The organism is Streptomyces sp. NBC_00503 (genome assembly GCF_036346895.1).
Taxonomy (GTDB): Bacteria; Actinomycetota; Actinomycetes; order Streptomycetales; family Streptomycetaceae; genus Streptomyces.
Genome location: NZ_CP107855.1, coordinates 3,679,212 through 3,706,208 on the forward strand (window position 1 = coordinate 3,679,212; position 26,997 = coordinate 3,706,208).

The following is a 26,997-nucleotide window of genomic DNA, read 5'->3' on the forward strand; positions in this document are numbered from 1 at the left end:
CTCCTTATGTCTGCTGCCAGTTTGAGAAGGGCCGCGCGCGAGAGCGTGTCCGGTCTGCCGCGCGAGTTCTGGTGGCTGTGGACGAGCACGCTGGTCAACCGGCTCGGGGCCTTCGTCGCCACATTCATGACGTTGTACCTGACCCTGGAACGGGGCTATTCGGCCTCGTTCGTGGGACTTGTGGTGGCGCTCCACGGTCTCGGCGGTGTGGTGTCCTCGATCGTCGCGGGCGTGCTGACGGACCGGCTCGGCCGCCGTCCCACGCTGATGGCGGCGCAGGCCTCGACCGCGTTCTCGGTGGCGCTGCTCGGGTTCATGGAACACCCGGCGGCGATCGCGGCGGTGGCGCTGCTGGTCGGCATGACCTCGAACGCCTCGCGCCCCGCGGTGCAGGCGATGATGGCGGACATCGTCCGCCCCGAGGACCGGGTACGGGCCTTCGCGCTGAACTACTGGGCCATCAACCTCGGGTTCGCCGTCAGTGCGACGGTGGCGGGCTTCGTCGCCGAGTACAGCTACCTGGCCGGGTTCCTCGGCGAGGCCGCCATGACCCTGGTGTGCGCGGTGCTCGTGTACGTCAAGCTGCCCGAGTCGCGGCCGGTGCGGACCGAGGCGGAGAAGGCCGCCGCCGAGCCGGAGGTCGGGCTCGGCACGGTGCTGCGCGACGGGCGGTTCATGGGTGTGGTCGGGCTGTCGTTCCTGATCTCGCTGATCTTCATGCAGGGGTCGTTCGGGCTGCCGCTCGCGATGGGCGCGGCAGGTTTCTCCACCGCCGACTACGGCCTGGTCATCGGCGTCAACGGCGTACTGATCGTGCTGCTGCAGATCCCGGTCACCCGGTTCATCGAGCACCGCGATCCGCAGAAGCTGCTGGTGGTCTCGGCGCTGCTGGCCGGGTACGGGTTCGGGCTGACGGCCTTCGGCGGTTCGGTGTGGAGCCTGGCGCTGACCGTCTGCGTGTGGACGCTGGCCGAGATCGTCAACTCTCCGACCCAGATGGGCCTGGTCGCGCGGCTCTCCCCGCTGCACGGGCGCGGCCGCTACCAGGGCATGTACACGCTGTCCTGGGCGGTGGCCTCGCTGGTCGCCCCGCTGATGGCGGGCTTCGCGATCCAGCACTTCGGCGCGGCCTGGCTCTGGGGCTCGACGGCGGTGCTGGGCACGATGGCGGCGGCGGGCTACTGGCTGCTGATGCGGGGGCTCTCCGAGGGGGATGCCGAGGTTGCGGAGGCTGAGGTTGCTCAGGCCGAGGTTGCGGAGGCTCCGGCCTCCGAGCAGCCGGCCCCTGAGCAGCCGGCCGCCGCGCCTACGGCCGCGTGAGGTGTTTGAAGGCGTCCAGGTTGTAGGTCGGTTCGCCCCGCGAGACCCGCCACTCGTACTCCCGCCGGATGGCACTGGCGAAGCCCAGCTCCAGCAAGGTGTTGAAGGCGCCGTCCGCCGCCTCCAGGACCGTGCCGAGCAGCCGGTCCAGATCGTCCGGGGTGATCACGGACAGGGGGAGGCGGGCCGTCAGGTAGACGTCGCCGAGCGCGTCGACCGCGTAGGACAGGCCGTACAGCTTGAGGTTGCGCTCCAGCAGCCAGCGGTGGACGCCCGCCTCGTTCTCGTCCGGGTGGCGGATCACGAAGGCGTTGACCGACAGGGAGTGCTTGCCGACCTTGAGCGAGCAGGTGGTGCTGAGCTTGCGGGTGCCGGGGAGCTGGACGACGTAGGAGCCGGGCGAGGGGTTCTCCCAGCTCAGTTCCGCGCCGGTCAGGGCCGCCTCGACGATCGCGGCGGGGTCGGTTTCAGCGTCAGCCATGGTGGGAGCGTACGTGACGGCGGTGATCGTGCATGGCCGCGGTGTAGACGTCCGCCGTGCCGCTCGCGGCGGTGTCCCAGCCGAAGAACTGCGCGTGCCGCGCCGCCGCCGCGCCCATCCGGTCCGAGAGGCCGGGCTCCTGCACGAAGCGCCGTAGCTCACGGGCGTAGTCCACCGGATCGTGCCCGGGTACGAGGATGCCCGTCACCCCGTCGTTGACGGCGACCGGCAGCCCGCCGACGGCGGCCGCCAGTACGGGAGTGCCGGTGGCCTGGGCCTCTATGGCGACGAGCCCGAAGGACTCGCTGTAGGAGGGCATGACCAGCACGGACGCCGCCCGGAACCAGTCCGCGAGCGCGTCCTGCGCCACCGGCGGGTGGAAGTGCACGAGGTCGGTGATGCCGAGCTTCGCGGCGAGCTTCTGCAGCCCCTCCGGCTTCGCGAGCCCGCTGCCGCTGGGCCCGCCGACGACCGGCACGAAGAGGCGGCTGCGCAGGGCCGGATCCCGGTCCACCAGCTCGGCGACGGCGCGCAGCAGGATGTCGGGGGCCTTGAGCGGCTGGATGCGGCCCGCGAAGAGCGGGATGACGGCGTCCTGCGGCAGCCCGAGGCGGGCGCGGGCGGCGGCTCGGCCGTCTGCGACGGTGAAACGGTCGAGGTTCACGCCGGGGTGGACGACGGCGACCTTGCCGGGGTCGGCCTCGTAGTAGCGGACGAGCTCGTCGGCCTCCTCCGCGGTGTTCGCGATGAGGCGGTCGGCGGCGGCCACGATCTGCGTCTCGCCGATGACGCGGGCGGCGGGCTCGGGGGTGTCGCCCTCGGCGAGCGCGGCGTTCTTGACCTTGGCCATGGTGTGCATGGCGTGCACGAGGGGGACGCCCCAGCGTTCGGCGGCGAGCCAGCCGACGTGGCCGGAGAGCCAGTAGTGGGAGTGGACGAGGTCGTAGTAGCCGGGGCGGTGGCGGGCCCACGCCTGCATCACGCCATGGGTGAAGGCGCACAGCTGGGCCGGCAGCTCCTCCTTGGCGAGGCCCTCGTACGGGCCCGCGTCCACGTGCCGTACGAGGACTCCGGGCGCGAGCTCGACCACGGGCGGCAGGCCGCCGGTGGTGGCCCGGGTGAAGATCTCGACCTCGATGTTGATCGCGGCGAGGCGCTTGGCGAGCTCGACGATGTACACGTTCATACCGCCGGCGTCGCCCGTGCCGGGCTGGTGCAGCGGCGAGGTGTGCACGCTGAGCATGGCGACGCGGCGCGGCTTGCGGTGGCCGCCGACGGCGGCGGGCAGGCGCAGGCGCGGCGGGTCGTGGCGGGTGGCGGAGCGGCCCGCGGCCGCGGCGAGCCGGCCGCCGATGCGGGACACGTACTGACTCAAGGGAGCAGTTCCTCTCGCTCGGACGGCATGGCGCGGGGAGCGCGGTCGGCGCTCTTCTAGGAGTGCAACCCGGATGGCTGCGTCCCGCATTCCGGGGACGGCGGTTTTCCTGACCCGTTTGCCGGATATTTATCGGGCGGGAGCCCTCCGCTTACTCTCTGCACATGGCCTCCCGCTCCACCCCGTCCGCTTCCCCTCCCCCGCGCCGCCCCGTCGGCACGGTGACGCGCGGCACGACGAACCCCAACCGCCTGCGCCGCATGGACCGCTGGATCGCGGCCACGCACGGGGCGGTACTGCGGCGCGCGGACGCCCCCGTGGCGGTGGACCTCGGCTACGGGGCCGCGCCCTGGACCGCGGTGGAACTGCTGGCGCGGCTGCGGGAGGCGGCTCCGCGGGTGCGGGTGGTCGGCATCGAGATCGAACCGGCGCGGGTCGCGGGCGCGAAGCCGTACGAGCGGGAGGGCCTGAGCTTCCGGCACGGCGGCTTCGAGGTGCCCCTGGACGGCGGGGTCCGGCCGACGCTGATCCGCGCGGCGAACGTACTGCGCCAGTACGACGAGCAGCAGGTCGCGGAGGTCTGGGAGCGCTTGTGTTCCCGGCTGGCCCCGGACGGGCTGCTGGTCGAGGGGACCTGCGACGAGATCGGGCGGCGCCACGTATGGGTCGCACTGGGGCCCGAGGGGGCGCGCACGGTGACCTTCGCGACCCGGCTCGGCTCCCTGGAGCGCCCCTCGGACCTGGCGGAACGGCTGCCGAAGGCGCTGATCCACCGGAACGTTCCGGGCGAGCCGGTGCACGCGTTCCTGCGCGACTTCGACCGGGCGTGGGCGGCGGCCGCGCCCTACGCCTCGTACGGGGCGCGGCAGCGCTGGATCCGGACGGCGCGGGCGCTGTCCGGGGACTGGCCGCTCGCGGACGGCCCGGTCCGGTGGCGCCAGGGGGAACTCACGGTGCGGTGGGAAGCGTTGAGGCCGGTGGGATGAAGTGGTGGGGGTGGGTGTCGGCGGGGTCCGTGGTGTCCGGGGGGGGTGACGGGGACGGATCGGGTGGATATCCACAAGGGTGTTGGAATTCACCGACTCATGGCACCATCCCGAAGGCAGTGACAAGTTACTGACGATTAATCATTCCGGTGTCTGGGGGGACCATGAGGAAGCAGCGGCGGGGTTCGATCGCCCTCACTCTGCTGTGCGCGATGGCACTGCTGACCGCGCCCGGCCTCGCGGGCGGCACGGCGTTCGCGGCGCCCGAGCCGCAGGCGGGCAAGTCCCTGGAGCAGGTCCGCAAGGAGATAGAGGACCTCTATCGCCAGGCCGGCACCGCCACGGACGCCTACAACCTCGCGGAGAGCGAGACCAGGACACAGTCCGCGAAGATCGTCGAGATCGCGAAGCTGGTCGTCGCCGGCAACGACCGCATCGAGACCCTCAAGAGCCGCGCGGGCGCGGCCGCCCGCGCCCAGTACCGCTCGGGCGGGCTGCCGCCGAGCGCCCAACTGGCCCTGAGCAACAACCCCGTGCAGTTCCTGGACGGGGCGGACCGGCTGCGCCAGGGCGAGAAGGCCACCTCGGACCTGCTCTCCGAACTGAACCGGACCCAGAGCGACTTGCGGCAGTACGCGAAGGACGCGAGCGCGCACTGGGAGACCCTGGAGGCCAACCGGGTCAAGCAGGAGGCCTCCAAGAAGGAGATCGAGCAGAAGATCAAGGCCGCGGAGGAGCTGGAGAGCAAGCTGGAGGCCGAGCAGAAGGCCAAGCTGCTCCAGCTGGAGCAGGAAGCCCAGTACAAGGCGCAGACGGCGTGGCTGTCCTCCGGCGCGCTGAAGGACGCCACGGGCGCGGCCACCTCTGAGGCCGGCAAGAAGGCCGTGGCCTTCGCGGCCGCGCAGATCGGCAAGCCGTACGTGTGGGGCGCGGTGGGCCCGGATTCCTACGACTGCTCCGGCCTGACCTCCCAGGCCTGGCGGGCCGCGGGCAAGACGATCCCGCGCACCTCGCAGGAACAGCTGGGGCTGCCGAAGGTGGCGATCAAGGACATGCGCCCGGGCGACCTGATCATCTACTTCGACGACGCGACCCACGTCGGCATGTACGTCGGCGACGGCGCGATCATCCACGCCCCCCGACCCGGCCGCAACGTCACCATGACGGGCGCGGGCTCCATGCCCATCAAGGCCGTGGTCCGGCCGGACGCGTAGGCCCGGCCGGACGCGTAGGCCCGGCCGGGTAGGCCCGGCCCGGCCGCGCGGCCCCTGCGGGCGGCGGGCAGGGCGGGGCGCTGCGGGCTGCGGGCTGCGGGAGGGACCGCTGCGGGCTGCTGGCGGACCGCAGCGGGCAGGGCGGACCAGGGGCGGCGCGCTGGCGGCTGTCGGCCGTCGGCGCGCAGGGGACCGTCGGCGGCGGACGGCCCACGGCCGGGCCCCGGCCCCGGCCCGCGGCGACGTCTCGCTGGGCGGGACGCCCACCGCCACCGCCGTGACGTTGGTCATTCGGCGACGCGGACTTTCCCCCGCGATAACCGCATATGACAGAGCCACGCACCGGGCCCGCCATTCCGCTCGCACCATCCCGCCCGCTAGGGTCGCCCGGACGAGCGCACCCCAAGGGTCGGGAAGGAACCGGAGACGATGCCCGCACCCGTACCCACGCCCGCACCCGTGCCGCGGCAGAGGGACACCTCGCCCGCCGAAGGCGGCCCCGGCACCGGCAGCCTCTACGGCCAGGCCTCCCTCACCCTGCTGGTGATCGAGGACGACCCCGCAGGCGGCCTCACCGTCCCCGAGATCCTCGACGTCGACGGCCACCGCATCCGGCTGCGCAGCGCCCGCAACCTCACCGAGGCCACCCGCCTGCTCACCCCGGACGTGAACTGCGTCCTCCTCGACCTCGCCCTCCCCCACGGCGCCACCGGCTCGGGGTCGGGGTCGGGCAGCAGCGACCCCGTCGACCCCCTCGCCGCGCTCCGCCAGGTGCTCCGCATCGCGCCCCGGCACGCCGTCCTGGTCCTCACCTCCGAGGAGGACGCGGAGCGCGCCGCGGAGGCCGTACGCGTAGGGGCCCAGGACTTCCTCTTCCGCGACGAGCTCGACGGACGGCTCCTCAGCCGCGCCATCCGCTACGCGGTGGAGCGCAAGCGGGCCGACATCGCCCAGTACAAGCTTGCAGAATCGAAACTGCGGGCCCAGGAGAACGCCCGACTGGAGCGCGGCCTGCTCCCGCACCCGCTCCTGGAGGGCTCCGACCTCCGCTTCGCCGCCCGCTACCGCCCCGGCCGCAGCCGCGCACTGCTCGGCGGGGACTTCTACGACACCGTCCGCACCCCCGACGGCACCGTCCACGCGATGATCGGCGACGTCTGCGGCCACGGCCCCGACGAGGCCGCCCTCGGCGTCGAGCTGCGCATCGCCTGGCGCGCGCTGACGCTGGCCGGACTGTGCGGCGACGACCTGCTGGCCACCCTCCAGGAGGTGCTCGAAGTCGAGCGGCCCAACGAGGAGATCTTCGCGACCCTGTGCACGGTGGACATCGCCCCGGACGGCCGCCGCGCGGGCCTGTGCCTGGCGGGCCATCCGGCGCCCCTGATTTCCCGGCCGGGCCGCCCCGCGCGACTGCTCCCGTACGAGGACAGCGGCCCGGCGCTCGGCCTGCTGCCCCGGGCCCGCTGGCCCCGCCGCCAGGTCGAACTGGGCGGCTCGTGGAGCCTGATGCTCTACACCGACGGGCTGATCGAGGGCCGGATCGGCAAGGGCAAGGAACGCCTCGGGCAGGACGGCATGGTCGAGATGATCAACCGCCACCTGGACTCCGGGCTCAGCGGCGAAGGCCTGCTGGAGGCCTCGGTCACCGAGGCCCGCCGCCTCAACGGCGGGGAACTGACGGACGACGTGGCCGTCGTCCTGCTTTCACGCAGCGAAGCCTGAGACGCGCGAAGCAGCCTGAGACGTCTACCGCCTACCGTCCGCCGTTGTAGGGCCCGTACGGCCCGTCGCTGCTGCTGCCACCGCTGCGCCGCCCGCCACCGCCGCCCGACACCTGCTTGAGGGCGGGGCGCACGTCGACGAAGAACACGATGCTGGCGACGAGGCCGGCGATCTCCAGGAAGAGCATGCCGAGGAAGAAGTCCACGAGGACGGTGATCCCGAGGATGACCAGCCAGAAGGTCTTGGTCTGCTTGTCGGCCGCCCGGTACGCGTCCTCGCGCGCCATCAGCGCGAACACGAAGGCCACGACGGCGAGCCCGAGCATGGCGAACCCGAGCAACGGGAGCACTCCGTTATCGAAACCGTTCATCAACATCGCCTGACCGCCTTCTCATGCTTCACACGCTGCACGCCGCAGCCGGATGCCGTATGCCGCCCTGCCTCCACGCTACCGGCAGAGCCCTCTTCGCAAACACCAACGGACCGGACACCCCTCGGGTGCCCGGTCCGCCGCGGTGTTCCCGGGCGTTCTCAGCTCTCGTCCGCCGACGCGGCGGCGGCCTTCTTGGCCGTGGCCTTGCGCGCGGCGGGCTTCTTCGCCGGGGCCTGCTCGGCGGTGGCCGGCTCGGCCGCCACCTCGCCCTCGGTCCCGGCCTCGGTCCCGGCCTCGGTCTCCGGCTCCACGACGACCGCGATGTCGACGATCTCCTCGGCGACCTCGCCGCGCCAGGCGCGCACGGCCTGCTCGCCGTGCTCGGCGACCTTGTCGTAGGCCTCCTTGGCCTTGACCGCGTACTCGGCGGCCACGCCGACGCCGCGCAGCGCCAGGTCCTGGGCGGTCTCCCCGAGCTTCTTCGGGTCGATCGATCCGAGCACCTCGGCGACCTTGGCGCTGACCGCCTCCTGGGCCTCCTTGGCCTTCTCCTGCACGACCTTCGGGTCGGTGTTGCGCACGGCCTCGATGCGGCCGGGGGCCTCGGCGCGCAGCTGCTCGATGAGACCGGGCACCTTCTTGGCCTGCTGCACGGCGAGGTCGGCGGTGCCGGCGGCGAAGTAGAGCGGGGTCGGGTCGGTGAGGGTCTTCTTCAGGTCATCGGCGATGGCCATGTGCTGGTCCTCCCGGATCACAGTCTCAGTTCGTATGGTGCGTCTCTGCATGCGAATCGGCATCGACATCGGCGCCTGCTCCGGCAGCGGCCTCGGCCTGTGCCCCGGCCTGTGCCTCCGCCGCGGCGGCGTTCTCCTTGCGGAAGGACTCGTAGACCTGGAGCAGCACGTTCTTCTGCTGCTCGCTGATCGACGGATCGGCGAGGATCGCGGCCCTCGTCTCCACCTCGTCGCGGTCCCGCTCGTCCAGGATCCCGGCCTGCACGTACAGCGTCTCCGCGGAGATCCGCAGTGCCTTGGCGAGCTGCTGCAGGATGTCCGCGGACGGCTTGCGCAGCCCGCGCTCGATCTGACTGAGGTACGGATTCGACACCCCCGCCGCATCGGCCAGCTGCCGCAGCGAAAGCTGCGCCTGCCGCCGTTGCTCACGCAGGTATTCGCCGAGGTTTCCGACGTTGAGCGATGCCATGCCCCGATCCTGCCGCACCTTGCTAACTATTGCAAGCAGCTGCTTGCAATAACTCCCACCTGTGCGCGGGTCCAGAGGGAGGGGACGACCATGACCAGGTCGTCCCCTCCCTCCGTAACCTCCACTCGCGGCCGCGCCCCGCGGGCTACGCCGTTGCGATGACCACCGTCGCGTAGTACTCCTCCGAGGTGACCGCCCGGACCGCCAGGCCCTGCGCCGTCAGGGCCGACGCCGTGACCGGGGACTGGCGGGTGCTCGTCTCGATCAGGAGGCGGCCGCCCGGGGCGAGCCAGGGCAGGGCGCCCGCCGCCACCCGGCGGTGGATGTCCAGGCCGTCCGTGCCGCCGTCGAGGGAGACGGACGGTTCGTGTTCGCGGGCCTCCGCCGGGAGCAGGCCGATCTCGGAGGTCGGCACGTAGGGGGCGTTGACCACCAGGATGTCCACCCGGCCCCGCAGCGAGGCGGGAAGCGGGGAGTACAGGTCGCCCTCCCAGACCTGCCCGCCGTACGGGGCCACGTTGCGGCGGGCGTACGCCAGCGCGGCCGGGTCGATGTCCGCCGCGTGCAGTTCGGCGCCCGGAACCTGCGCGGCCACCGCCGCGCCCAGCGCTCCGACCCCGCAGCACAGGTCCACGACCACCGCGCCGGGGCGGGCCAGCGCCACCGCCTCCCGGGCCAGGAACTCGCTGCGCCTGCGCGGCACGAAGGCACCCTCGCCGACCTCCATGCGCAGACCGCAGAACTCCGCCCAGCCGACGACGTGTTCCAGCGGCTCCCCCGCCACCCGCCGGGCCACCAGGGCCGCCAGGTGCGCCTCGTCCTCGGCGGCCGCCGTCAGCAGCTCCGCCTCCTCCTCCGCGAAGACGCAGCCGGCCGCGCGCAGGAGTTCCACCAGTGTTGCCATCTCGCCCATTGCCTCCGTGGCCTTGTCGCATCCAGCCATAAGTCTCGACCCCCCGCGGCGCCGCCCGCTCAGAAGACGTCCGGGCACCAGGGACGGCGCGGCGTGCGGAACACCGCGTCCGCCAGCGCCAGCGCCCCGGTGGATCCCCCGAGCTCGGTGATCTCGCCGAGCGCCGCCAGCCGCACCGCCGACTCCTCGCCGAGGTACAGCGCCCCCAGCGTGCTCACGTCGAGGCGCAGATCGGCCGGCTCGTCCGTCCGTACGCAGTCCCCCGCGCCCGCGTCCAGCCGGTAGCGGCCGTCCGCCAGTCCCGCCCGGTCGGTGACCTCCAGTACGAGGATCCCCGGCACGGCGTACGTCCTCGCGCGCAGGGCCCGTACGACGTCCAGCAGCCGCACCCACAGCCAGTCCGCGGCCGTCAGCACCCGGGCGGCGCGCACGTCGGGCAGCAGCCGGGCGACGAGGTCGTCGGGGGCGCGGAAGCCGGTGCGGACCTTGAGCACCCAGTCGATGGAGCACAGGAAGTGCCACAGCGCCCGCTCCGCTTCCGGGGTGACGGCGAGGAAGTTCCTGACCTGCACGGTGTTCAGGGGGACCTTGGCGTCCGTCCAGTTCTCGTCCGTGGAGTAGGTGACCAGTCCGGCCACCTCGCCCTCCGCGGTCCGGTACACCGCGTGGAACTTCTCCTTGTACGGGCGGAACGACCACTCCTCGGCCCCGGTGGTCAGCCGCCACCAGCGCTCGTCGCGGCGGATCGCGCCGGGCGTGGCCGCGCGCACCCGCTCGTGCAGCGCCGGACCCACCTCCCGCACCCCGGCCACGTCCACCAGGTCGATCCGCCCGCCCGCGTCCCCACCGGACACCGTCGGCCGCTGCGCGTCGAGTCCGGTGCGCGGTACGTCGATCTCCCATTCCGAGACGGAGGTCGCGGGCCCGTACCCGTACCGCCCGTAGATCGGGTACTCGGCGGCGATCAGCATCGCCAGGACGTCGCCGCGCGCCTTGGCCTCGGCCAGTTCGACGGCCATCATCCGGGTCAGCAGCCCCTGGCGGCGGTGCGTGGGCAGCACGGTCACGTTCGAGACGGCGCTCACCGGGACGAACGCCCCGCCCGGCACCGTCAGTTCCTGCGCGAAGGACCGGAAGGTGGCCACGCACCGGCCGGTCCGGGGGTCGAAGGCGCCCAGGTGCCGGGCGAGGCCCGGGGCCTCGTTCGCGACGCACTGCGCCACGTCTTCGGCGGTCGGGCGGCCGGGGCGCAGGAACCCGGTGTTCAGCGCCCCCAGCCAGTCGGAGACTTCGGATTCGGTGATGGGCCGGACGTCAGCACTCATAACAGGCCACGCTAATCGGCGAACCCGCCCCCGTCGCCCGGATTTCCGTCCGCTCAGGCGAGCAGGTCGTCGACCTGTGCCTCGCCGTCCCGGTAGCGCCGGGTGATCTCCGTGCTGCAGTCGTCGACCGTGCGCTGGAGCTGCTGGCGGCGCCGCGAGACCTGCTGTTCGTAGCGCACCAGCCGGGCCAGGCCCTCGTGGAGTTCCCCGTCGGTGCGGGCGCCGAGGTCGGAGAGCTCCACGTTGGACAGCATCTCGGCGGCCAGCAGCCGGTACTCCTCCCCGTGCGGGGTGCCCAGCGTGACGTGCCGGGCGGAGGCGCTGCGGCTGGACGGGGCGTCCGCGAGGATCTCCGACAGCCGGTCCACCACCGGCGCCTCGGGATCCGTACGCCGCGCGAGCTCGGCGCGCAGGATGTCGATGCGGCCCTGGAGCAGGCGCCGTACGTAGCTCAGGTCGGCCTCGTCGCGCTGCGCGTCGCGGCGCAGCGCGCGCAGCTCCGGCAGGCCCAGCGCGGTGTTCGGCGTGGCCGCGGCCTCTCCGGATCCGGGGCCGGATCCGGTGCCCGTGCGCTGCGCGGGCGGGCGCAGCACGGGCAGGTCCGCGCTGTCCGCGGACGCGACGGACGCGACGGACGCGACGGACCCGGCGGATGCGGCGGATGCGGCAGGCACAGCGGGTGCAGCGGGTGCAGGTGCGGAGGTACCAGAGATGTTCATACGTTCGTATCCGTCCCCTCGACCGGTGCTGGGGGCACCGCCTGCGTGCATGGTGCCACTCTCCGTGGTGCCGATGCAGTCCCACTCCACCCGATCGGCCCCGGACGGGCCAACGGTTGATTCGTTCTGCCTCTGATTGGCCATCGGATACCTCGAACGGGTGAACGGCGGGCTGGCAGGGCACCCCGGACTTCGCGAAGACGTCAGTCTCAATGGGGAACGCCAGTACTGCTGTAGGTAACGGAGTAGGGGGTGGCCGGGTGACGCGCGGCGGGAACAGGCAGAAGCGGAATGGTGTACTGCGCGCACTGAAGGCTCCCTTCACGGTGTCTGCGCCCGCAGGCGCACGAATCCGGGACCGGCTGCACATGTCCTCTCCCGATGGCGAGGTGTTGCGCGTGGTCGGTCGGCATCTGGGCGAGCTCGCCCGTGCTGATCTGGCTGAACGGGTGCGGATGGGGATGGTTCCGGTGAGGAACAACCGGCGGGCGCCGGGCCGAGCGAGCGCAGAAGCAGTGCCGGCTACAGGTCCTCACCGCACGGCTGGCCGCGGTGGAGCGGCGGATCGAGGCCGGACATCCGGCGATCGTGGTTGGCGGCCGAGGGCTCGCAAAGCTCAGGCACCTCGCCAACGCTCCCCGGGGCCGGTACCGGCTCGCCTGCACGGTCACCTTCAACCACCACCGTGAGGAGTGGCTCGACCGGGCCACGGCCAACCGTTCGGTGCGCTACGACATCACGTACGCCCCGGAACGCGGACGCTGGTACCTCGTAGCCTCCTGGTCCACCCCCAAGGCACCTCTTCCGACCCCTGCCGAGCTGGCCGCAACCGACGCCCGCGCCACCGGCCGCGAAACAATGGGACGCGGCAAGCGCGGTAAGTCCTTCCGCCGCACCGTCGCAGGCCTGCCGACCGCGCGCTTCCGCGACCGGCTGTCCGGCATGGCCCACCACTCCGGCCTCGCCGTGATCGCGGTCGATCCCGCCTACACCAGCCGCTGGGGAGCCCAGCACTGGAAGCAACCCCTTCAACAGCAGTCGAAGACCACGATCGTCACCGGCCACCACGCGGCGGCGGTGGCTATCGGCAGACGCGCCCTCGGACACGGGACACGGCGTCGGCCAGGTGTGACCGCCCACGACCAGAGGATCGTTGGGCGGAGAGCTACCGGCCAGGCCGTCACCGTACCGAGGGCACGCGGGAACACGAGCCCGCCGAGGACCACAGGCACACCCCACCCGGGTGACAAGACCTGCCGGGACCGAAGCGACCAGCTCGCGCTGTTCCCCGTCTCCCAAGACCGTTCGGGGAGACAACCGGCCAGTCCGGCACACAGCGATTCGGCCAATACCGGCCGACATCGCTAGAGACGGTGCAAGCCTGGTACACAGGTGGCATGCGAGCAGTGGTGCAGAGGGTGGACGGCGCGAGCGTCGTGGTGGCCGGCGAGACCGTCGGGGAGATCGTCGGAGAGGGGCTGTGCGTCCTGGTGGGGGTGACCCACGACGACACCCCGGAGAAGGCGGCGCTGCTGGCGCGCAAGCTGTGGTCGGTGCGGATCCTGGAGGCCGAGAAGTCCTGCAGCGACGTGGACGCGCCGCTGCTGGTGATCTCCCAGTTCACCCTCTACGGAGACGCCCGCAAGGGCCGCCGCCCCACCTGGAACGCGGCCGCGCCCGGCCCGGTCGCCGAACCCCTCGTGGACGAGGTCGTGGCGCAACTGCGGGCGCTGGGCGCGACGGTGGAGACGGGCCGGTTCGGCGCGGACATGCGCGTCTCGCTGACCAACCACGGCCCGTTCACCATCGTCATCGACATCTAGGCCTACGGGGCCTACGGGGCCTACGAGACCTACGGGGCCTACGGCGCTACGACGACCTCCTGCGCGGCGGCCGTCTTGCCGACCAGCAGCGGCGCGTCCACCGGAACGTTCCGCTTGACCAGCGCGAGCGCGATCGGCCCGAGCTCGTGGTGGCGGACCGCGGTGGTCACGAAGCCCAGCTGGCGGCCCTCCTCGCCGTCGGCGGCCAGCCGTACGGGCGTTCCGTGCGCCGGGAGCAGCACCTCGGAGCCGTCCAGGTGCAGGAAGACCAGGCGGCGCGGCGGCTTCCCCAGGTTGTGGACGCGGGCCACCGTCTCCTGGCCGCGGTAGCAGCCCTTCTGGAGGTGCACGGCGGTGCCGATCCAGCCCAACTCGTGCGGGATGGTGCGGTGGTCGGTCTCCAGACCGAGCCGCGGCCGGTGCGCCTCGACGCGCAGGGCCTCGTAGGCGAGCAGTCCGACGGCCGGGCCGTGGGCGGCGGCGAAGGCCTCCAGCTCGGCGCGGGGCAGGAAGAGGTCACGGCCGTACGCGGTCTCCCGTACGGCCACCTTCTCGGGGACCTCGGCAACGGATCCGGCCGGCAGATGCACGACGGCGAACTCGCCCGTGGCATCGGTGACTTCGACGCGGTAGAAGAACTTCATCGACTCCAGGTAGCCGATCAGCTCCTCCTGGGTGCCGGGCTCGACGTGCATCCACGTCGTCGTCCCGTCGTCGACGAGGTAGAGCGCGTGCTCGATGTGGCCGTTGGCGGAGAGGATCAGGGCCTCGGTGGCCTGGCCCGCCGGAAGCTCGGTGACGTGCTGAGTGATCAGCAGGTGCAGCCAGCTGAGCCGGTCCGGGCCGGTGACGGTGACGACCCCGCGGTGGGAGAGGTCCACGAAGCCGCGGCCGTCGGCGAGGGTGCGCTGTTCGCCGTACAGCTCGCCGTAGTGGGCGGCGACGCCCTCGTCGCGGCCTTCGGCCTGTACGGCGCCGGGGAGATGGAGCAAGGGGCTGCTGGTCATGCCACCAGCCTACGACCCTGCCCGCCGGGCTCCCCGGGCCGTCTCCCGCGAGGCGCCTCTAGGTCGTCTCCTAGGTCGCCGCGTCGTGGTGCTTGGCGGCGCACTTCTTGCAGAGGCCGAAGATCGCGAAGTGCTTCATGTCGGTCTCGAAGCCGAAGGTGTCGCGGAGTTTGGCCGTGAACTCGGCCGCGATGTCCACGTCCGCCTCGATGACGCCGGTGCAGTCGCGGCAGACCAGGTGGATGTGGTGGTGCCGGTCGGCGAGGTGGTACGTGGGGGCCCCGTGCCCCAGGTGGGCGTGCGAGACCAGCTTCAGCTCCTCCAGGAGCTCCAGCGTGCGGTAGACCGTGGAGATGTTGACCCCGGAGGCCGTCCTGCGCACCTCGGCGAGGATCTCGTCCGGGGTGGCGTGCTCCAGGGCGTCCACTGCTTCGAGCACGAGCTGGCGCTGCGGGGTGAGCCGGTATCCGCGCTGGCGCAGATCGCTCTTCCAGTCGCCGCCCTCGGCTCCGGTGATGCCGTCCGCTTCGGCCGCGCCGGCCTTGCCGACCGCGCCGGCCTTGCTGTCGCTGCTGTCGGTGGTCGCCACCCGCCCAGTGTAGGCCTCGGCCCGGGTCACCCCAACTGTCCGCACGTCCGGACCGGATGATAGGCATGCGTCGCGATCTCCAGGAGTTCAGCCTCCGCCCCCTCCCTTGTCCTGCCCGGTAAGGAACCCGAACCCCGTGCCCCTTCCCCGCCAGCTCACCCGCCAGCGTCTCCTCGCCGCCATACCCGTCCTCGCCGCGGGAACCCTGCTGCTGAGCGGCTGCGGCAAGCCCGCCGGTGAACCCCGTACCCCCGCCGCGGCGGCGGCCGGACAGGCATCCGGCGGCGCCTCGGCCGCCGCCTCCGCCGCGGGGACGGCTTCGGCCTCCCCGTCCCCGTCCGGGTCCGGGTCCCCCTCCCCGTCGGCCTCGGCTTCGGCCTCCGCCTCCGCGTCCGCGTCGGGCACCGCCGCCGCGCCCGCGCCCGGCGGCTCCAAGGCCCCGGGTGCGAACGCCCCCGCCGGCGCCCCGGCCGGCACCTCCTCGGGCGGGGTCTTCACCGGCCTGGCCTTCGACACCTGCACCGCGCCGCCCGCCTCCACGATGAACGCCTGGCGCGGCACCTCCCCGTACGGGGCCGTCGCCGTCTACGTCGGCGGCAAGAACCGCGGCTGCGCGCAACCGCAGCTCACCGCCTCCTGGGTGAGCACCGTCAGCGCCGCCGGCTGGAAGCTGATCCCGCTCTACGTCGGCGCGCAGCCGCCGTGCCAGACCGGCTCCAGCCCGGAGAAGATCACCGCGGCCACCGCGCAGTCGCTGGGCGCGGCCGACGGTGCGGACGCGGCCGCCAAGGCCTCCGCGCTGGGCATGCGGGCGGGCAGCACGCTGTACCTGGACATGGAGGCGTACAACACCGCCGACACCGCCTGCGCGGACGCGGTGCTCACCTACACCAAGGCCTTCGACCGGGCCGTGAAGGCGAAGGCCTACCGCCCCGGCTTCTACGGGTTCGCCTCCTCCAGCGCCGCCGGCATCGCCAAGGCGGCCGAGCGCGGTGAGGCCGATCTGCCCGAGGCCCTCTGGTACGCCAAGTACGACGGCGCCGCCGACACCACCGGGAGCTGGCCGTACTCCGGCGGCCTGTTCACCGGCCACCGGCGCGGCCACCAGTACCAGGTCAACCAGCGCGAGACCTTCGGCGGCGCCACCCTGACCGTCGACCGCAACGCCTGGGACGGCCCGGTCGCGATCACCGGCTGACCGGCCGACCGGCCACACGACAGGAGCCCCCGGCAGCCGAGGCTGCCGGGGGCTCCCGTTCGTTGGAGCATGGCCTACCGGAAGAAGGCGATGCCGTCGTCCGGCATGTCCGGAAGGTTGCGCGCCATCTCGGCGACCTCTTCCGGGGTGACGACCTTCTTCAGCTGGGCCGACTTGTACGGGCGCAGCTCCACCTCCGGGGTGGCCTTCTCGCCGACCCACATCAGGTCGCCCTTGACGTAACCGTAGAGCCGCTTGCCGCCGCTGTGCGGACGGGAGGAGGCGGTACGCGCGACCGCGTCGGTGACGACGTCGATCTGCGGCTTCTGGTCGGCGAGGTCGCCGTACCAGATCTCCACGACGCCCTGGTCGCGGACCATGACGATCTCGACCTTGCGCTGGCTGTCGATGCGCCAGTAGCCGGACTCGGACTCCAGCGGCCGCACCTTGTTGCCCTCGGAGTCGAGGACCCAGCTGTGCGAGTGGTACTCCAGGAAGTCCCGGCCGTCGTGGCTGAACACCACTTCCTGGCCGAAGTTGCACTTCTCCTCACCGGGGAAGTCAAAGACTCCTGCGCCTTCCCAGTTGCCGAGGAGGAAGGCGAGGGGGACGAGGCTCGGGTTCAGGTCGGACGGGATCTGGATCATTTTTGGCGGCTCAAGCGATCTCTGGGAGGGGTTCCGGTATCCGGGGCGGGCGGCGGCCGATCAGAAGATCAGCGCTGGCCCTGGTACAGCTTCTTCACGGCCAGTCCGGAGAAGGCGAGAACGCCGACGCAGACCAGGACCAGCAGGGAAGTGAAGACTGCCTCAAGCACGGGGTGCTCCTCGGAGTGTGATGGCGGCATTACGGGGCCGGTCCCCAAGCCTACTGGCCTGGGGACCGGCGCACTCTGTGAGGTAGCCCGTACGAAGGGCTCCGCCAGTTCCCGCCCTAGCCGAGCAGCTGGTGCTGGAGGATCACCGTCTGGTGGAAGGGGACGGTGGCCACCTCGCCCTTGCGGGTCTGGAGGACGACGGCCACGACGTCGCCGGCGCGGACGCAGCCGACCTTGGCCTGCTCGTCGCCGAACGGGGCCGTCTCCGCGTAGAGGGAGACCCCGGTGAGGGAGGGCGCGGCCTGGCCGGTCTTGGCCTTGGCCCAGGAGGTGTCCGACGCGATGTTGGCGCCCTTCAGGTGCATGCCCACGTTGCACTCCTTGAAGGTGTCCGCGAAACCGGAGGAGTGGTAGCGGAGCAGGTAGACGCGCGTGCGGGTGCCGTCCGGGGTGGTCCAGCCCCGGCCGACGATCTGCCGCAGGCCCTCGTTGGCGAACTGCGCCTTCATCTCCCCGTGCGCGGCGGGCTCGTACTCCGCCAGGAAGGTGTCCGTGGCCACCACCTCGTCCTTCTCCAGCTTCAGCGTGGAGTCGGGGGTGGAGCCGGTGGGCGGCGGCAGGAGCAGCTGGGTGAGGCCGGCGTAGTGGATGCCGTCCTTGTTGTCCTTGGCGAACGGCAGGGCGGCGCCCGGCGGCAGCGTCGGCTTGGCCAGCGCCGGGTAGGCCCAGCGGCCGTCGGCCTTGGTGGACAGGCCCGGGATGTCGGTGCGCACGGGCTGGGTGACCTCGTACGCGACTCCCGTGCCGACGGCGGCGAAGACGAGTACGGCGGCGGTCCAGCGCAGGGCGGCGAACAGCTTACGGCGGTCCTTGGGCGCGGCCGGGACCTCCGGCGCGGCGAAGGGGTTGGCCGCGAGCGGGTCGGCGGCGAAGGCCTCGGCCTGCGCGGCCCCGTCCACGGGGGCCTCCGCGACGGCCGGGGCGGCCTGCTGCTCGGGCACGGAGTCCTGGATCCCGCCCGCCGGGGCGGCCGCCTGGGCGGGCACGGTGCCCGTCGCCACGGGCTGCGGCACGGCGTCCTCGGGGGGCGCCGACGCGGCTTCGGTGGTGTTCTGCTCGATCACGCGGACTCCCCGGGGGACTTCAGGTGGCTCATCTGGTTCTTGAAGAACGAGACGGCGTCGGAGGCGGAGAAGGGCTTGGGCCCGTAAGCGCGGAAGGTGACGGCCACGTCGCCCTCGACGGCCGTGCAGTCGATCGAGTCGATCGTCTCCTTGTCCTTCTCCCCCATCGCCAGCAGCGAGCACTTGGCGTCCGGGAACCCGTCCACCTTCGGCGCCTCGCGCTTGTCGCCGGTGAGGTCGAAGAGCTTCTTGGTGACCTCGCTGAGGTTGCCCACGGCCTTCGGGTCGGCCTGCATGATGCGGACCTCGGCGACCCATTCGCCCCGACCCTTGGTGTAGGTCCGTCCTGCCAGGCCCTTGAGCTTCAGCTCGGCCAGCATCTCTTCGCGCTGCTTGCGCTCCGTGGTGGACAGGCCGTCGCGGGACTCCTTGAAGCCCTCGACCGCCTGTTCCCCGGAGACGAAGAAGTCGTTGCCGTTCGCCCCCAGGTCGGGGCCGAGGACGAAGCCGGACGGGACCGGCAGCAGCTTGCCGGTGAGCTCGTTGGCCGGTACGGAGCCGGGCTCGGAGTACTTCTCCACCCGGTCGCCGACGGGCACCCAGTAAGCGGTGGGAGCCTCCCGGTCCGCGTCCGCGATCGCGGAGGACGCCCAGACGCCACCACCCACGAGCACGGCGGCGGCCACGCCGGCGGCGACCAGGGCGGCCGCCTTGCGGTTGACCCGCCGCTCGGGCTTCACGGGTGACACGGGGTGGGCCACCGCCTCGGCGGTCGCCTCGGGGGCCGGGACCTCGGCCGGGGCCGGGATCAGTTCGTTCCGGGGCTCGGTCACAGTCTCTCCAGCTGTCGCTTGGCAAGCTCCATGACGTCGCCTTCGGCGATCTTGCCCTGGTTGTTCACGTAGTGGATTTCGAGGACGAGGTCCCCGCGGCGGGCGATGGCGTGTGCGGAGCGCAGCGGGAGGTAGCCCGGCTTCTCGTCGGCCTCCGAATACACCCAGACGTGCCCCAGGCTCGAAGGAAGCCCGTCGATGGCCACACCGTCGTTGCCCGCGTACTTCTTCTCGGGCATGTAACGGGACTGATCGCTCTGGTAGTCCTCCGCTCCGCTGCGGTTGTTGAACTGCAGCAGCGTCACCTCGACGAAGATCCTGTCGTCCTGCGACCAGTTCGCCGAAGCAGCCCGGCGGAGCCCGGTGGCGGCGAAATTGCGCACCGCGCGGTCCGGGTGCTCGAAGTCCAGCGCGAGGAAGTCGGGGGTGATGTAGCCCGAGCCCTCCTTCTTCGCCCCGCCCGGCGCCTCGATCAGCAGCTTCGCGAGGTCGTCGTCCGTCTTGTGCCAGCGGTTGGCGTTGATCGTCTTGTTCGTGGTGGCTTCGTCGGGCGCGAGGGCCTTCGGCGCCACCAGGTGCGCCTGCGCCAGCGGTGCCAGCGGGGTCGGTTCGCGGTCGTACTGGATCGCGTAGCCGGTGATCGTGCCCGCCAGGACGCCGAGGACGGCTGCGCCTGCGATCAGGAGGACCGTGCGGCCGCCGCCGCGGCGGCGGGGGCCGGGCTGGGCCGCGTCGGGAGCAGCGTCGGCGGCGGCGTCGGGAGTGCCCGGTTCCGGGGCGTTCTCCTCCTGTTTCCGCTGCTCAGGGATGGTCTGTTCGTGTTCCAAAAGAAGTCCCCCCACAGGACTGGAGGCGCGATCGGTGCACCGCGCACACAGAGGACACCTTGCGGTGGGGAGATGTTGTACGCATCCTTATTACATTTTTATCTCAGCGGGGTTCAGTCCCCTAGATGCCGCTTTCCGTCCAGTTCGTCCCACCACTCGTCGGACTTCGGATCGCCCGAGGGGTCGTCCCACCACCGGTCGTCCGGGCCGTGTCGGTTCGCGACGATCGCGGCGACCGGCGGGATGACCATGGCGACCACGCACATCGCCACGGCGGCCTCGACCGACCAGAGGCGCACGAAGGCCCAGGCGGAGACGAAGAGGAACAGGCATCCGCCCATGAGCAGGAAGTAGGCGCGGTGGCGCCGGGCGTACATGTCTTCAGAGTAGGACCGAAGGCGGCCCGTGCGAAGGGCTCGGGGCAGCACGAAGGGCCGCACCCCCAGCCCTGGGGGTGCGGCCCTTCGTCACGCGGGTGCGTGCGGTGCTCAGACCGCGATCGCCACGTCCGTCACGCCGCCGGTCTCGACGACGACCACGGCGCGGTCCGCCTGGGCGCCGGGGACCAGGGCGCGCAGCGTCCAGGAGCCCTCGGCCGCGTAGAAGCGGAACTGGCCGGTCGCCGAGGTCGGGACCTCGGCGGTGAACTCGCCGGTCGAGTCCAGCAGGCGGACGTAGCCGGACACCGGCTCGCCGTTCTTGGTGACCTGGCCCTGGATGGCCGTCTCACCGGGCTTGAGCGTCGAGAGGTCGGGCCCGCCGATCTGTGCTCCACACATGTTCTCTGTCCTGTCCTAGAGAGGGATGACTACGGGCGTCGCGTGCCCGGAATGCCGGTTGCCCGGAACTACTTGTTGGGGCCGAGCTCGATCGGCACGCCGACCAGGGAGCCGTACTCGGTCCACGAGCCGTCGTAGTTCTTGACGTTCTCCTGGCCCAGGAGCTCGTGCAGCACGAACCAGGTGAGCGCGGAACGCTCACCGATGCGGCAGTACGCGATGGTGTCCTTCGCCAGGTCGACCTGCTCGGCCTGGTAGAGGGCGGTGAGCTCCTCGTCGGACTTGAAGGTGCCGTCGTCGTTGGCGTTCTTCGACCACGGGATGTTGCGGGCGCTCGGGATGTGACCCGGACGCTGCGACTGCTCCTGCGGGAGGTGCGCCGGCGCGAGCAGCTTGCCGGAGAACTCGTCGGGCGAGCGGACGTCGACCAGGTTCTTCGTGCCGATCGCGGCGACCGCGTCGTCACGGAAGGCGCGGATCGAGGTGTCCTGGGCCTGGGCCTTGTACGCGGTGGCCGGGCGGTTGGGGACCTCGGTGCCGTCGACCAGGTCGCGGGAGTCGAGCTCCCACTTCTTGCGGCCGCCGTCGAGCAGGCGGACGTCCTGGTGGCCGTAGAGCTTGAAGTACCAGTAGGCGTAGGACGCGAACCAGTTGTTGTTGCCGCCGTAGAGGACGACGGTGTCGTCGTTGGAGATGCCCTTGGCGGAGAGGAGCTTCTCGAAGCCCTCCTGGTCCACGAAGTCGCGGCGCACCGGGTCCTGGAGGTCGCGCTTCCAGTCGATCCGGACGGCGTTGGTGATGTGGTTCTTGTCGTACGCGGACGTGTCCTCGTCCACCTCGACGATGACGACGTTCGCGTCGTTCAGGTGGGCCTCGACCCAGTCGGCGTCTACGAGGACGTCGCTGCGGCTCATGGTGTTCTCCTCCGGGGCAGTGTGCGGCGGGGTGGTGCTGGTGGTGCGGGGGCGTGTTTCCGGTGGGTCCGGGTGCGCTCGCGGATCCTGTTGCGGGAAGGCTTCAGGAGGGCGGGGGCAGAGGTGGTCACACGTGGTCACACGGGAAAGCGGAAGGCCGTCGTCCGGCTATGGAGCGGGATGCGCTCACACGTCACATGGATCGACAGAGCATGGCGGCGACGCGACACAGGTCTACTGCCCGCCGCTTCGTGAGGTCCGCCTGCTGATGCTTCATAGCCATGGATCGTAGGGACGAATCGGCCGCCCTGTCACCGTCGTGTCATATTCCGAGACAGGATCGTCCGCATAGTGGGATCAGATGATCCCGCACGGCCGCCGCACCGCCTCCGGAGGGCCCCGTGGGGCCCGTCCCATCTGCGGAACGGACCCCCGCGTCTCACTATCCGGCCAGCGCCAGGTTCGTACCGCCCAGCGTGAGGTGGATGCCCGCCTCGTCGGAGGTCAGCGCGGTCAGCTGGATGCCGGACGTCAGCCGGCTGTCGAGCTGCCGGTCGAAGTCCGTGAACTTGCGCACCGCGGCCTCGATGCCCGGGATCCCCTCGCCCGGCACCTCGTCGGCGCGCACCCGGACGGTCTTGCCGCCCTTCCCGTCCTTGGCGTCCTTCGCGTCCACCAGGGAGACCGTCGACACCACGCTGCGGGTCACCTTGCGGCCGAGGAAGTCGAAGGTCGCGGTGACCTTCACCTTGCCCGGCGCCCCGCCGTAGGCGAGGGTCACGCCGGGCTGCGCGGCCAGGCTCAGGTCGTGGTAGGTGAGCAGTGCGGAGCCCTCGGCGGTCTTGGCGGTACCGCCGCTGTAGTCGCCGTTCAGCTTCACCCCGTGGAAGGCGATCCGCAGGTCCGACAGGCTCGTGCGGCCGCCCTCCGGCGTGGTCACCCCGAGGTCGGACACCTTCAGGTCGACCTCGTCCAGGTCGTGGGCGAGCGCCTGGGTCAGGAACGGGAACCCCTGGATGTCCACGCGCACGCCCGGCAGCCCGCCCTCGTGCGCCTGGATGCGCTCCGCCATCCGGTTCTCGGCATAACCGGCCGCCCACCGGTCCAGCCCCACGAACAGCCCGCCCAGCAGTACTCCGACAACCAGAACGACACGCAGGACACGCACGCGCCCACCCCCCAGATAGTTGGTCCGTGGGGCCCAGTTGACCATGCCGCCCGTCAGCGACCTGTGAGGTGAGCCCCGGCCGCCGTGAGGGGCGCCGGGGCCGCCGTCAGGGCCGGGGCCGTCGTGAGGGGCGCCGGAGCCGCCGTCAGGGCCGGGCCCGTCAGCCCACCACCCGGCCGATCAGGTAGACCGCCGGAGCCGCCGCGGCCAGCGGCAGCGCGACACCGGCCGTCATGTGGACGAACTTCGACGGGTAGTCGTACGCCGCCACGCGCAGCCCGATCAGCGCGCACACCCCGGCCGCCAGGCCGATCAGCGCACCGCCGGCCCCGACGGAGGTCATACCGCCCACCGCGATGCCCGCACCGGCCGCGGCAGCCAGCGAGACGCCGACCGAGGGCACGGTGGGCAGCGGGAGCGCCCGGGCGAAGACGGCCACCGCCACGGCAACCCCGCCCACGGTCGCGGCGGCGCCTCCGGCCGCGAGCCAGCCGGCGCAGACGATGGCCAGCGCGGCCGAGGCCACCGAGGCCATCAGCCCGGACATCCGCTCGTCCGGATCGGCCTGGCTGCGCAGCTGGAGGACCAGCGTGAGCAGCACCCAGGCGCCCAGCGTGCCGATGATCGCGCCGGGCCCGTTCGCCTCGTCCACCGCGAGCACGGCCACGTCGGCGACCACGGCTCCGGCGAAGGCCAGCGCGATGCCCTGACGGGCCGGCCACATGCCGTTGAGCCGGAACCAGCCGGCCGCGGTGAGGCCCTGGAGGGCGATCAGGGGTGCGAGCAGGGCCAGCCTGCCCAGGGCGGCGGCCGCGGCGATGACCAGGCCCAGGACGGCCGTCAGTATGGCCGCCTGCGGGCCGGGATCGATGATCGGCGAGCGGCCTTCGGCGCGGGCCTGCGCGGGGTCGACGGCGCGGAGCGTATTGCCGGCGAGGGTGGGCGGAGACCAGGCGGGCTCCTCACCGACGGGGGCTCCGGCCGGGTCCGCGGCAAGGGCCGGGGCCACGGCTTCGGGCGCCGCCTGCGGCGGCAGGTACGCGGTCTGGTCGACCCACTCCGGAGCGGGAGCGGGAGCAGGAGTGGGAGCGTGCGCCTGCACCTGTGCCTGTGCCTGTGCCTGCACCTGCCCCGGGTCGGCCGGACCCGGGTACGGGGGCAGGTACGCGGTGTCGCCCCACTGCTGCTGCGGCTGGGCCTGCTGCTGCGCCGCCGCCGGGGCCTGCGGCTCCTCGCGGAACCAGTGGTCGGGGGCGGCCGTCTGCAGGTACGCGGGTGCGGCGTAGGGATCCGCGTAGGGCTGCTGGGGCTGCTGGGCCTGCTGCTGGCCCTGCTGCGGCTGCTGCGGCTGCTGCTGGCCCTGCTGCGGCCAGTCGGACCCGGGCGCCGGGGCCTGGACCTGCTGCTCGTCGCGGAACCAGCCCTCGGGGGCCAACGGGTGCTGGGCCGGTACGCCGTCCAGCGGGGCCTGCACCGGCTGGTACGAGGTGTCCCAGGTCTGGGACTGCCAGGTCTGGGTCCCGTAGGGATCCGGCTCCTGCGCCACGCTCTCCTGCTGGTGCGCCTCCTGCGGGTACGGCTCCTGCTGGTAAGCCTCCTGCGGGTACTGCTGCTGCTGGTACTGCTGCTGTTCCTCGGGCGTGCTCATGAGACTCCGCTCACCCGCCCGCGAACGGCGGGAGCACCTCGACGGTGCCCCCCTCGGTCAGCTCGACGGAATCGTGCGGGCGCTTGCCCACAGGCTGTTCGTTCACGAGGAAGGAGCAGCGCAGCAGGACCCGGGTCAGCTCCCCGGGATGGCGTTCCCGCACGGCTTCGAGCGCCTCGGCGAGGGTCCGCGCCGAATACGGCTCCTCCGCCGTCCCGGCCGCGGACTTCGCCGCCGCCCAGTAGCGGATGGTTCCGGTTGCCACTGCACGCTCCTCTCGTCGGCGCTCTGCCGTCGGCCTCCATCATGAACCCTCGCGCCGCCGATCCCGGCGTGCCTGCGCGCGCCCGGCGTGCGCCCAGGCAGCCCGCAGCAGGTCCACCGATCCGGTGAAACCGGTGGATAAGCAGGGGCGGAGGTGGCGGGAACCACAGAAGAGGCCCCCTCCCAAGCCTCGGCCCGGCCGGGGAGGGTGGGCTATTCTGCTGCCGAGAGGATCCGGGCAACGTAGCCCCCGGGTCCTTTTGTGCTTTCAGCACGTTGAACGGACCGAGAACAGTGGTATCCATCCGGACCTCAGGGCGCGGGGACCGGGCGGACACCAGGCAAGTCGTACGAAGCAGTGCCGCGAAAGTCCTCGACGGGACCGAGGAGGAACCGACGTGATGGACCAGCGAACCGTTTGTGCGCATCAGCGCGCATCCCACAGCCCCAACCGGGCAGGTGGTCGGGCATGAGCTCTCTCCTGCTCCTGACCAATGCCCTGCAGCCGTCGACCGAAGTGCTGCCCGCACTCGGTCTGCTGCTCCACTCCGTCCGGGTGGCGCCCGCCGAGGGCCCCGCCCTGGTGGACACCCCCGGCGCCGACGTGATCCTGGTCGACGGCCGGCGCGACCTCCCGCAGGTCCGCTCGCTCTGCCAGCTGCTCCGCTCCACGGGACCGGGCTGCCCGCTCATCCTCGTCGTCACCGAGGGCGGCCTCGCGGCCGTCACCGCCGACTGGGGCATCGACGACGTCCTCCTCGACACCGCGGGCCCGGCCGAGGTCGAGGCCCGGCTGCGCCTGGCCACCGGCCGCCAGCAGCTCGGTGCGGACGACTCCCCGATGGAGATCCGCAACGGCGACCTGTCGGTCGACGAGGCCACGTACTCGGCGAAGCTGAAGGGGCGGGTCCTGGACCTCACCTTCAAGGAGTTCGAGCTGCTCAAGTACCTCGCGCAGCACCCGGGCCGGGTCTTCACCCGCGCCCAGCTGCTGCAGGAGGTCTGGGGCTACGACTACTTCGGCGGCACCCGGACCGTGGACGTGCACGTACGGCGTCTGCGCGCGAAACTCGGGCCCGAGCACGAGTCGCTGATCGGTACCGTCCGCAACGTCGGCTACCGCTTCGTCACCCCGGAGAAGGTCGAGCGGGCGGCGGCGGAAGCGGCGGCCCAGGCGGCCACGAAGGCGGCGGCGGAGGCCGCGGCACAGGCGGCGGCCGCGCTCACCCGGATGGACTAGGGCGGGCGCGGGAACCCCTGTGGGAATGACCTCCTCCGGACGCCCTGCCCAGAGGTAGGTCACCCCGCGTAGACTTCCGCGCGTGGCCAAGGTGACGCGGGATGACGTGGCACGACTTGCGGGTACTTCTACCGCCGTCGTGAGCTACGTGATCAACAACGGACCCCGGCCGGTTGCCCCGGCCACGCGCGAGCGTGTCCTCGCCGCGATCAAGGATCTGGGCTACCGCCCGGACCGGGTCGCCCAGGCGATGGCCTCACGGCGCACCGACCTCATAGGCATGATCGTCCCCGATGCCCGTCAGCCGTTCTTCGCGGAGATGGCGCACGCGGTCGAGCAGGCCGCCGCCGAGCGCGGAAAGATGGTGCTGGTCGGGAACTCCGACTACCGCACCGAGCGCGAGGTCCACTACCTGCGGGCCTTCCTCGGAATGCGGGTCTCCGGACTGATCCTGGTCAGCCAGGGCATGAGCGAGCAGGCGGCCAGCGAGATCGAGGCCTGGGACGCCCGGGTCGTCCTCCTCCACGAGCGCCCCGAGGCCATCGACGACGTCGCGGTCGTCACGGACGACATCGGCGGCGCACAGCTCGCCACCCGCCACCTCCTCGAGCACGGGCACGAGTACGTCGCCTGCATCGGCGGGGTCGAGAACACCCCGTCCGTGGGCGACCCGGTGGCCGACCACGTCGAGGGCTGGCGCCGGGCCATGCAGGAGTCCGGCCGCTCGACCGAGGGCCGGATCATCGAAGCCCCGTACAACCGCTACGACGCGTACAAGGTCGCCCTGGAGGTCCTGGCCCGGCCCGACCGGCCGACGGCGATCTTCTGCGCCACGGACGACCAGGCGATCGGCGTGCTGCGGGCCGCGCGCGAGCTCCGCATCGACGTCCCCGAGCAGCTCGCGGTCGCGGGCTTCGACGACGTGAAGGAGGCGGCCCTCACGGACCCGCCGCTGACCACGGTCGCCTCGGACCGCCCGGCGATGGCCCGCGCCGCGGTGGACCTCGTCCTGGACGACGGCCTGCGCGTGGCCGGCTCCCGCCGCGAGCGCCTCAAGCAGTTCCCCTCGGCCCTGGTGATCCGCCGCTCCTGCGGCTGCCGCTAGGAGTCGGCTCAAGGGCCCGGCAAGGGTACG

General features: G+C 72.0%; 30 protein-coding genes. 9 read left to right on the forward strand and 21 right to left on the reverse strand.

The genetic code is table 11. The features are described 5' to 3' along the window. The first annotated feature begins 6 nt into the window (after positions 1–6). Positions 7–1,320 (forward strand): MDR family MFS transporter, encoded by a 1,314-nt coding sequence (locus OG490_RS17175; RefSeq protein ID WP_330297180.1) that lies wholly within the window; start codon positions 7–9, stop codon positions 1,318–1,320. Here OG490_RS17175 and OG490_RS17180 read toward each other — a convergent pair. Both OG490_RS17180 and mshA read right to left on the reverse strand, forming a co-directional pair. Continuing rightward, entirely contained in the window at positions 1,307–1,801 is a 495-nt protein-coding gene (locus OG490_RS17180; RefSeq protein WP_330297181.1) for a YbjN domain-containing protein, read from the reverse strand. The genes OG490_RS17175 and OG490_RS17180 overlap by 14 nt on opposite strands. Next, a complete protein-coding gene (gene mshA, locus OG490_RS17185) occupies positions 1,794–3,176 on the reverse strand; it encodes a D-inositol-3-phosphate glycosyltransferase (RefSeq protein WP_443065831.1) in 1,383 nt (460 codons plus the stop codon). The genes OG490_RS17180 and mshA overlap by 8 nt, the downstream gene beginning before the upstream one ends. A gap of 164 nt (positions 3,177–3,340) precedes the next feature. Here mshA and OG490_RS17190 point away from each other — a divergent pair, with 164 nt between their 5' ends. From OG490_RS17190 to OG490_RS17200, 3 genes are all read left to right on the forward strand, one after another. Further along, positions 3,341–4,162, forward strand: a complete 822-nt coding sequence (locus OG490_RS17190) for a class I SAM-dependent methyltransferase (RefSeq protein ID WP_330297182.1) — start codon at positions 3,341–3,343, stop codon at positions 4,160–4,162. Positions 4,163–4,326: 164 nt separating this feature from the next. Further along, positions 4,327–5,376: a C40 family peptidase gene (locus OG490_RS17195; protein ID WP_330297183.1), complete on the forward strand. Its 1,050-nt coding sequence runs from the start codon at positions 4,327–4,329 to the stop codon at positions 5,374–5,376. A gap of 429 nt (positions 5,377–5,805) precedes the next feature. After that, entirely contained in the window at positions 5,806–7,098 is a 1,293-nt protein-coding gene (locus tag OG490_RS17200; RefSeq protein WP_330297184.1) for a PP2C family protein-serine/threonine phosphatase, read from the forward strand. A 31-nt stretch (positions 7,099–7,129) separates the two neighbouring features. On the opposite strand, the gene OG490_RS17205 is transcribed toward OG490_RS17200, so the two are convergent. From OG490_RS17205 to OG490_RS17230, 6 genes are all read right to left on the reverse strand, one after another. Continuing rightward, entirely contained in the window at positions 7,130–7,474 is a 345-nt protein-coding gene (locus OG490_RS17205; protein WP_330297185.1) for a DUF2516 family protein, read from the reverse strand. A gap of 155 nt (positions 7,475–7,629) precedes the next feature. Further along, positions 7,630–8,205, reverse strand: a complete 576-nt coding sequence (locus OG490_RS17210) for a hypothetical protein (RefSeq protein ID WP_330297186.1) — start codon at positions 8,203–8,205, stop codon at positions 7,630–7,632. Between the two features lie 25 nt (positions 8,206–8,230). Next, a complete protein-coding gene (locus tag OG490_RS17215; protein ID WP_330297187.1) occupies positions 8,231–8,674 on the reverse strand; it encodes a helix-turn-helix domain-containing protein in 444 nt (147 codons plus the stop codon). 145 nt (positions 8,675–8,819) lie between these two features. Next, a complete protein-coding gene (locus OG490_RS17220) occupies positions 8,820–9,578 on the reverse strand; it encodes a putative protein N(5)-glutamine methyltransferase (protein WP_443065832.1) in 759 nt (252 codons plus the stop codon). 68 nt (positions 9,579–9,646) lie between these two features. Continuing rightward, positions 9,647–10,912, reverse strand: a complete 1,266-nt coding sequence (locus OG490_RS17225) for a GNAT family N-acetyltransferase (RefSeq protein ID WP_330297189.1) — start codon at positions 10,910–10,912, stop codon at positions 9,647–9,649. 53 nt (positions 10,913–10,965) lie between these two features. Then, complete coding sequence (locus OG490_RS17230) at positions 10,966–11,631, reverse strand: RsiG family protein (protein ID WP_330297190.1); 666 nt, start codon at positions 11,629–11,631, stop codon at positions 10,966–10,968. Positions 11,632–12,219: 588 nt separating this feature from the next. Between OG490_RS17230 and OG490_RS17235 the strand changes: the two genes are divergently transcribed. Further along, positions 12,220–12,999, forward strand: coding sequence for a hypothetical protein (locus tag OG490_RS17235; protein WP_330297191.1), 780 nt, complete (start codon positions 12,220–12,222; stop codon positions 12,997–12,999). Between the two features lie 29 nt (positions 13,000–13,028). Beyond that, positions 13,029–13,454 carry a D-aminoacyl-tRNA deacylase gene (dtd, locus tag OG490_RS17240; RefSeq protein ID WP_328299532.1) on the forward strand — a complete coding sequence of 142 codons (426 nt, stop codon included), beginning with the start codon at positions 13,029–13,031 and terminating at the stop codon, positions 13,452–13,454. Positions 13,455–13,492: 38 nt separating this feature from the next. Here the strand turns inward: dtd and ygfZ are convergent, their stop codons facing one another. Beyond that, positions 13,493–14,461 (reverse strand): CAF17-like 4Fe-4S cluster assembly/insertion protein YgfZ, encoded by a 969-nt coding sequence (ygfZ, locus tag OG490_RS17245; RefSeq protein ID WP_330297192.1) that lies wholly within the window; start codon positions 14,459–14,461, stop codon positions 13,493–13,495. A gap of 70 nt (positions 14,462–14,531) precedes the next feature. Then, complete coding sequence (locus OG490_RS17250; protein ID WP_330300962.1) at positions 14,532–14,978, reverse strand: Fur family transcriptional regulator; 447 nt, start codon at positions 14,976–14,978, stop codon at positions 14,532–14,534. A 574-nt stretch (positions 14,979–15,552) separates the two neighbouring features. Here OG490_RS17250 and OG490_RS17255 point away from each other — a divergent pair. Beyond that, positions 15,553–16,248, forward strand: coding sequence for a glycoside hydrolase domain-containing protein (locus OG490_RS17255; RefSeq protein WP_330300963.1), 696 nt, complete (start codon positions 15,553–15,555; stop codon positions 16,246–16,248). Between the two features lie 74 nt (positions 16,249–16,322). Here the strand turns inward: OG490_RS17255 and OG490_RS17260 are convergent, their stop codons facing one another. The 11 genes from OG490_RS17260 to OG490_RS17305 all read right to left on the reverse strand — a co-directional run bounded on the left by OG490_RS17260 (position 16,323) and on the right by OG490_RS17305 (position 24,623). Further along, positions 16,323–16,895, reverse strand: coding sequence for an FABP family protein (locus OG490_RS17260; RefSeq protein ID WP_330297193.1), 573 nt, complete (start codon positions 16,893–16,895; stop codon positions 16,323–16,325). Between the two features lie 286 nt (positions 16,896–17,181). Further along, positions 17,182–18,189 carry a hypothetical protein gene (locus OG490_RS17265; protein WP_330297194.1) on the reverse strand — a complete coding sequence of 336 codons (1,008 nt, stop codon included), beginning with the start codon at positions 18,187–18,189 and terminating at the stop codon, positions 17,182–17,184. Further along, positions 18,186–19,022, reverse strand: coding sequence for a hypothetical protein (locus OG490_RS17270; RefSeq protein ID WP_330297195.1), 837 nt, complete (start codon positions 19,020–19,022; stop codon positions 18,186–18,188). Before OG490_RS17270 ends, OG490_RS17265 begins: the two co-directional genes overlap by 4 nt. Beyond that, positions 19,019–19,849 (reverse strand): hypothetical protein, encoded by an 831-nt coding sequence (locus OG490_RS17275; RefSeq protein WP_330297196.1) that lies wholly within the window; start codon positions 19,847–19,849, stop codon positions 19,019–19,021. Before OG490_RS17275 ends, OG490_RS17270 begins: the two co-directional genes overlap by 4 nt. A gap of 113 nt (positions 19,850–19,962) precedes the next feature. Next, complete coding sequence (locus tag OG490_RS17280) at positions 19,963–20,274, reverse strand: DUF3099 domain-containing protein (RefSeq protein WP_443065957.1); 312 nt, start codon at positions 20,272–20,274, stop codon at positions 19,963–19,965. A gap of 63 nt (positions 20,275–20,337) precedes the next feature. Beyond that, entirely contained in the window at positions 20,338–20,628 is a 291-nt protein-coding gene (locus OG490_RS17285; protein WP_330297198.1) for a DUF1416 domain-containing protein, read from the reverse strand. Positions 20,629–20,696: 68 nt separating this feature from the next. After that, a complete protein-coding gene (locus tag OG490_RS17290) occupies positions 20,697–21,542 on the reverse strand; it encodes a sulfurtransferase (RefSeq protein ID WP_330297199.1) in 846 nt (281 codons plus the stop codon). 193 nt (positions 21,543–21,735) lie between these two features. Then, the gene (locus OG490_RS39200) at positions 21,736–21,825 is read right to left on the reverse strand and encodes an Ms5788A family Cys-rich leader peptide (protein WP_350875872.1); all 90 of its coding nucleotides are present in this window, start codon (positions 21,823–21,825) and stop codon (positions 21,736–21,738) included. Between the two features lie 159 nt (positions 21,826–21,984). Further along, entirely contained in the window at positions 21,985–22,710 is a 726-nt protein-coding gene (locus tag OG490_RS17295) for an LmeA family phospholipid-binding protein (RefSeq protein ID WP_330297200.1), read from the reverse strand. Between the two features lie 160 nt (positions 22,711–22,870). Then, on the reverse strand, positions 22,871–24,358 hold the full coding sequence (locus OG490_RS17300) for a hypothetical protein (RefSeq protein WP_330297201.1): 1,488 nt from the start codon (positions 24,356–24,358) through the stop codon (positions 22,871–22,873). Positions 24,359–24,368: 10 nt separating this feature from the next. Next, positions 24,369–24,623: a MoaD/ThiS family protein gene (locus OG490_RS17305; RefSeq protein ID WP_330297202.1), complete on the reverse strand. Its 255-nt coding sequence runs from the start codon at positions 24,621–24,623 to the stop codon at positions 24,369–24,371. A 468-nt stretch (positions 24,624–25,091) separates the two neighbouring features. Here OG490_RS17305 and OG490_RS17310 point away from each other — a divergent pair, with 468 nt between their 5' ends. Together OG490_RS17310 and OG490_RS17315 are read left to right on the forward strand one after the other, a co-directional pair. Then, positions 25,092–25,862, forward strand: a complete 771-nt coding sequence (locus OG490_RS17310) for a response regulator transcription factor (RefSeq protein WP_330297203.1) — start codon at positions 25,092–25,094, stop codon at positions 25,860–25,862. Positions 25,863–25,944: 82 nt separating this feature from the next. Next, positions 25,945–26,967 (forward strand): LacI family DNA-binding transcriptional regulator, encoded by a 1,023-nt coding sequence (locus OG490_RS17315; protein ID WP_330297204.1) that lies wholly within the window; start codon positions 25,945–25,947, stop codon positions 26,965–26,967. The last annotated feature ends 30 nt before the right edge of the window (positions 26,968–26,997 follow it).

What these genes read in the sequence shown, in the direction of transcription:
- OG490_RS17175 (WP_330297180.1), top strand. Translation starts at nt 7, where the DNA reads ATGTCTGCTGCCAGTTTGAGAAGGGCCGCGCGCGAGAGCGTGTCCGGT.
- OG490_RS17180 (WP_330297181.1), bottom strand. Translation starts at nt 1,801, where the DNA reads ATGGCTGACGCTGAAACCGACCCCGCCGCGATCGTCGAGGCGGCCCTG.
- OG490_RS17190 (WP_330297182.1), top strand. Translation starts at nt 3,341, where the DNA reads ATGGCCTCCCGCTCCACCCCGTCCGCTTCCCCTCCCCCGCGCCGCCCC.
- OG490_RS17195 (WP_330297183.1), top strand. Translation starts at nt 4,327, where the DNA reads ATGAGGAAGCAGCGGCGGGGTTCGATCGCCCTCACTCTGCTGTGCGCG.
- OG490_RS17200 (WP_330297184.1), top strand. Translation starts at nt 5,806, where the DNA reads ATGCCCGCACCCGTACCCACGCCCGCACCCGTGCCGCGGCAGAGGGAC.
- OG490_RS17205 (WP_330297185.1), bottom strand. Translation starts at nt 7,474, where the DNA reads ATGTTGATGAACGGTTTCGATAACGGAGTGCTCCCGTTGCTCGGGTTC.
- OG490_RS17210 (WP_330297186.1), bottom strand. Translation starts at nt 8,205, where the DNA reads ATGGCCATCGCCGATGACCTGAAGAAGACCCTCACCGACCCGACCCCG.
- OG490_RS17215 (WP_330297187.1), bottom strand. Translation starts at nt 8,674, where the DNA reads ATGGCATCGCTCAACGTCGGAAACCTCGGCGAATACCTGCGTGAGCAA.
- OG490_RS17220 (WP_443065832.1), bottom strand. Translation starts at nt 9,578, where the DNA reads ATGGCAACACTGGTGGAACTCCTGCGCGCGGCCGGCTGCGTCTTCGCG.
- OG490_RS17225 (WP_330297189.1), bottom strand. Translation starts at nt 10,912, where the DNA reads ATGAGTGCTGACGTCCGGCCCATCACCGAATCCGAAGTCTCCGACTGG.
- OG490_RS17230 (WP_330297190.1), bottom strand. Translation starts at nt 11,631, where the DNA reads ATGAACATCTCTGGTACCTCCGCACCTGCACCCGCTGCACCCGCTGTG.
- dtd (WP_328299532.1), top strand. Translation starts at nt 13,029, where the DNA reads ATGCGAGCAGTGGTGCAGAGGGTGGACGGCGCGAGCGTCGTGGTGGCC.
- ygfZ (WP_330297192.1), bottom strand. Translation starts at nt 14,461, where the DNA reads ATGACCAGCAGCCCCTTGCTCCATCTCCCCGGCGCCGTACAGGCCGAA.
- OG490_RS17260 (WP_330297193.1), bottom strand. Translation starts at nt 16,895, where the DNA reads ATGATCCAGATCCCGTCCGACCTGAACCCGAGCCTCGTCCCCCTCGCC.
- OG490_RS17285 (WP_330297198.1), bottom strand. Translation starts at nt 20,628, where the DNA reads ATGTGTGGAGCACAGATCGGCGGGCCCGACCTCTCGACGCTCAAGCCC.
- OG490_RS17290 (WP_330297199.1), bottom strand. Translation starts at nt 21,542, where the DNA reads ATGAGCCGCAGCGACGTCCTCGTAGACGCCGACTGGGTCGAGGCCCAC.
- OG490_RS39200 (WP_350875872.1), bottom strand. Translation starts at nt 21,825, where the DNA reads ATGGCTATGAAGCATCAGCAGGCGGACCTCACGAAGCGGCGGGCAGTA.
- OG490_RS17300 (WP_330297201.1), bottom strand. Translation starts at nt 24,358, where the DNA reads ATGAGCACGCCCGAGGAACAGCAGCAGTACCAGCAGCAGCAGTACCCG.
- OG490_RS17310 (WP_330297203.1), top strand. Translation starts at nt 25,092, where the DNA reads ATGAGCTCTCTCCTGCTCCTGACCAATGCCCTGCAGCCGTCGACCGAA.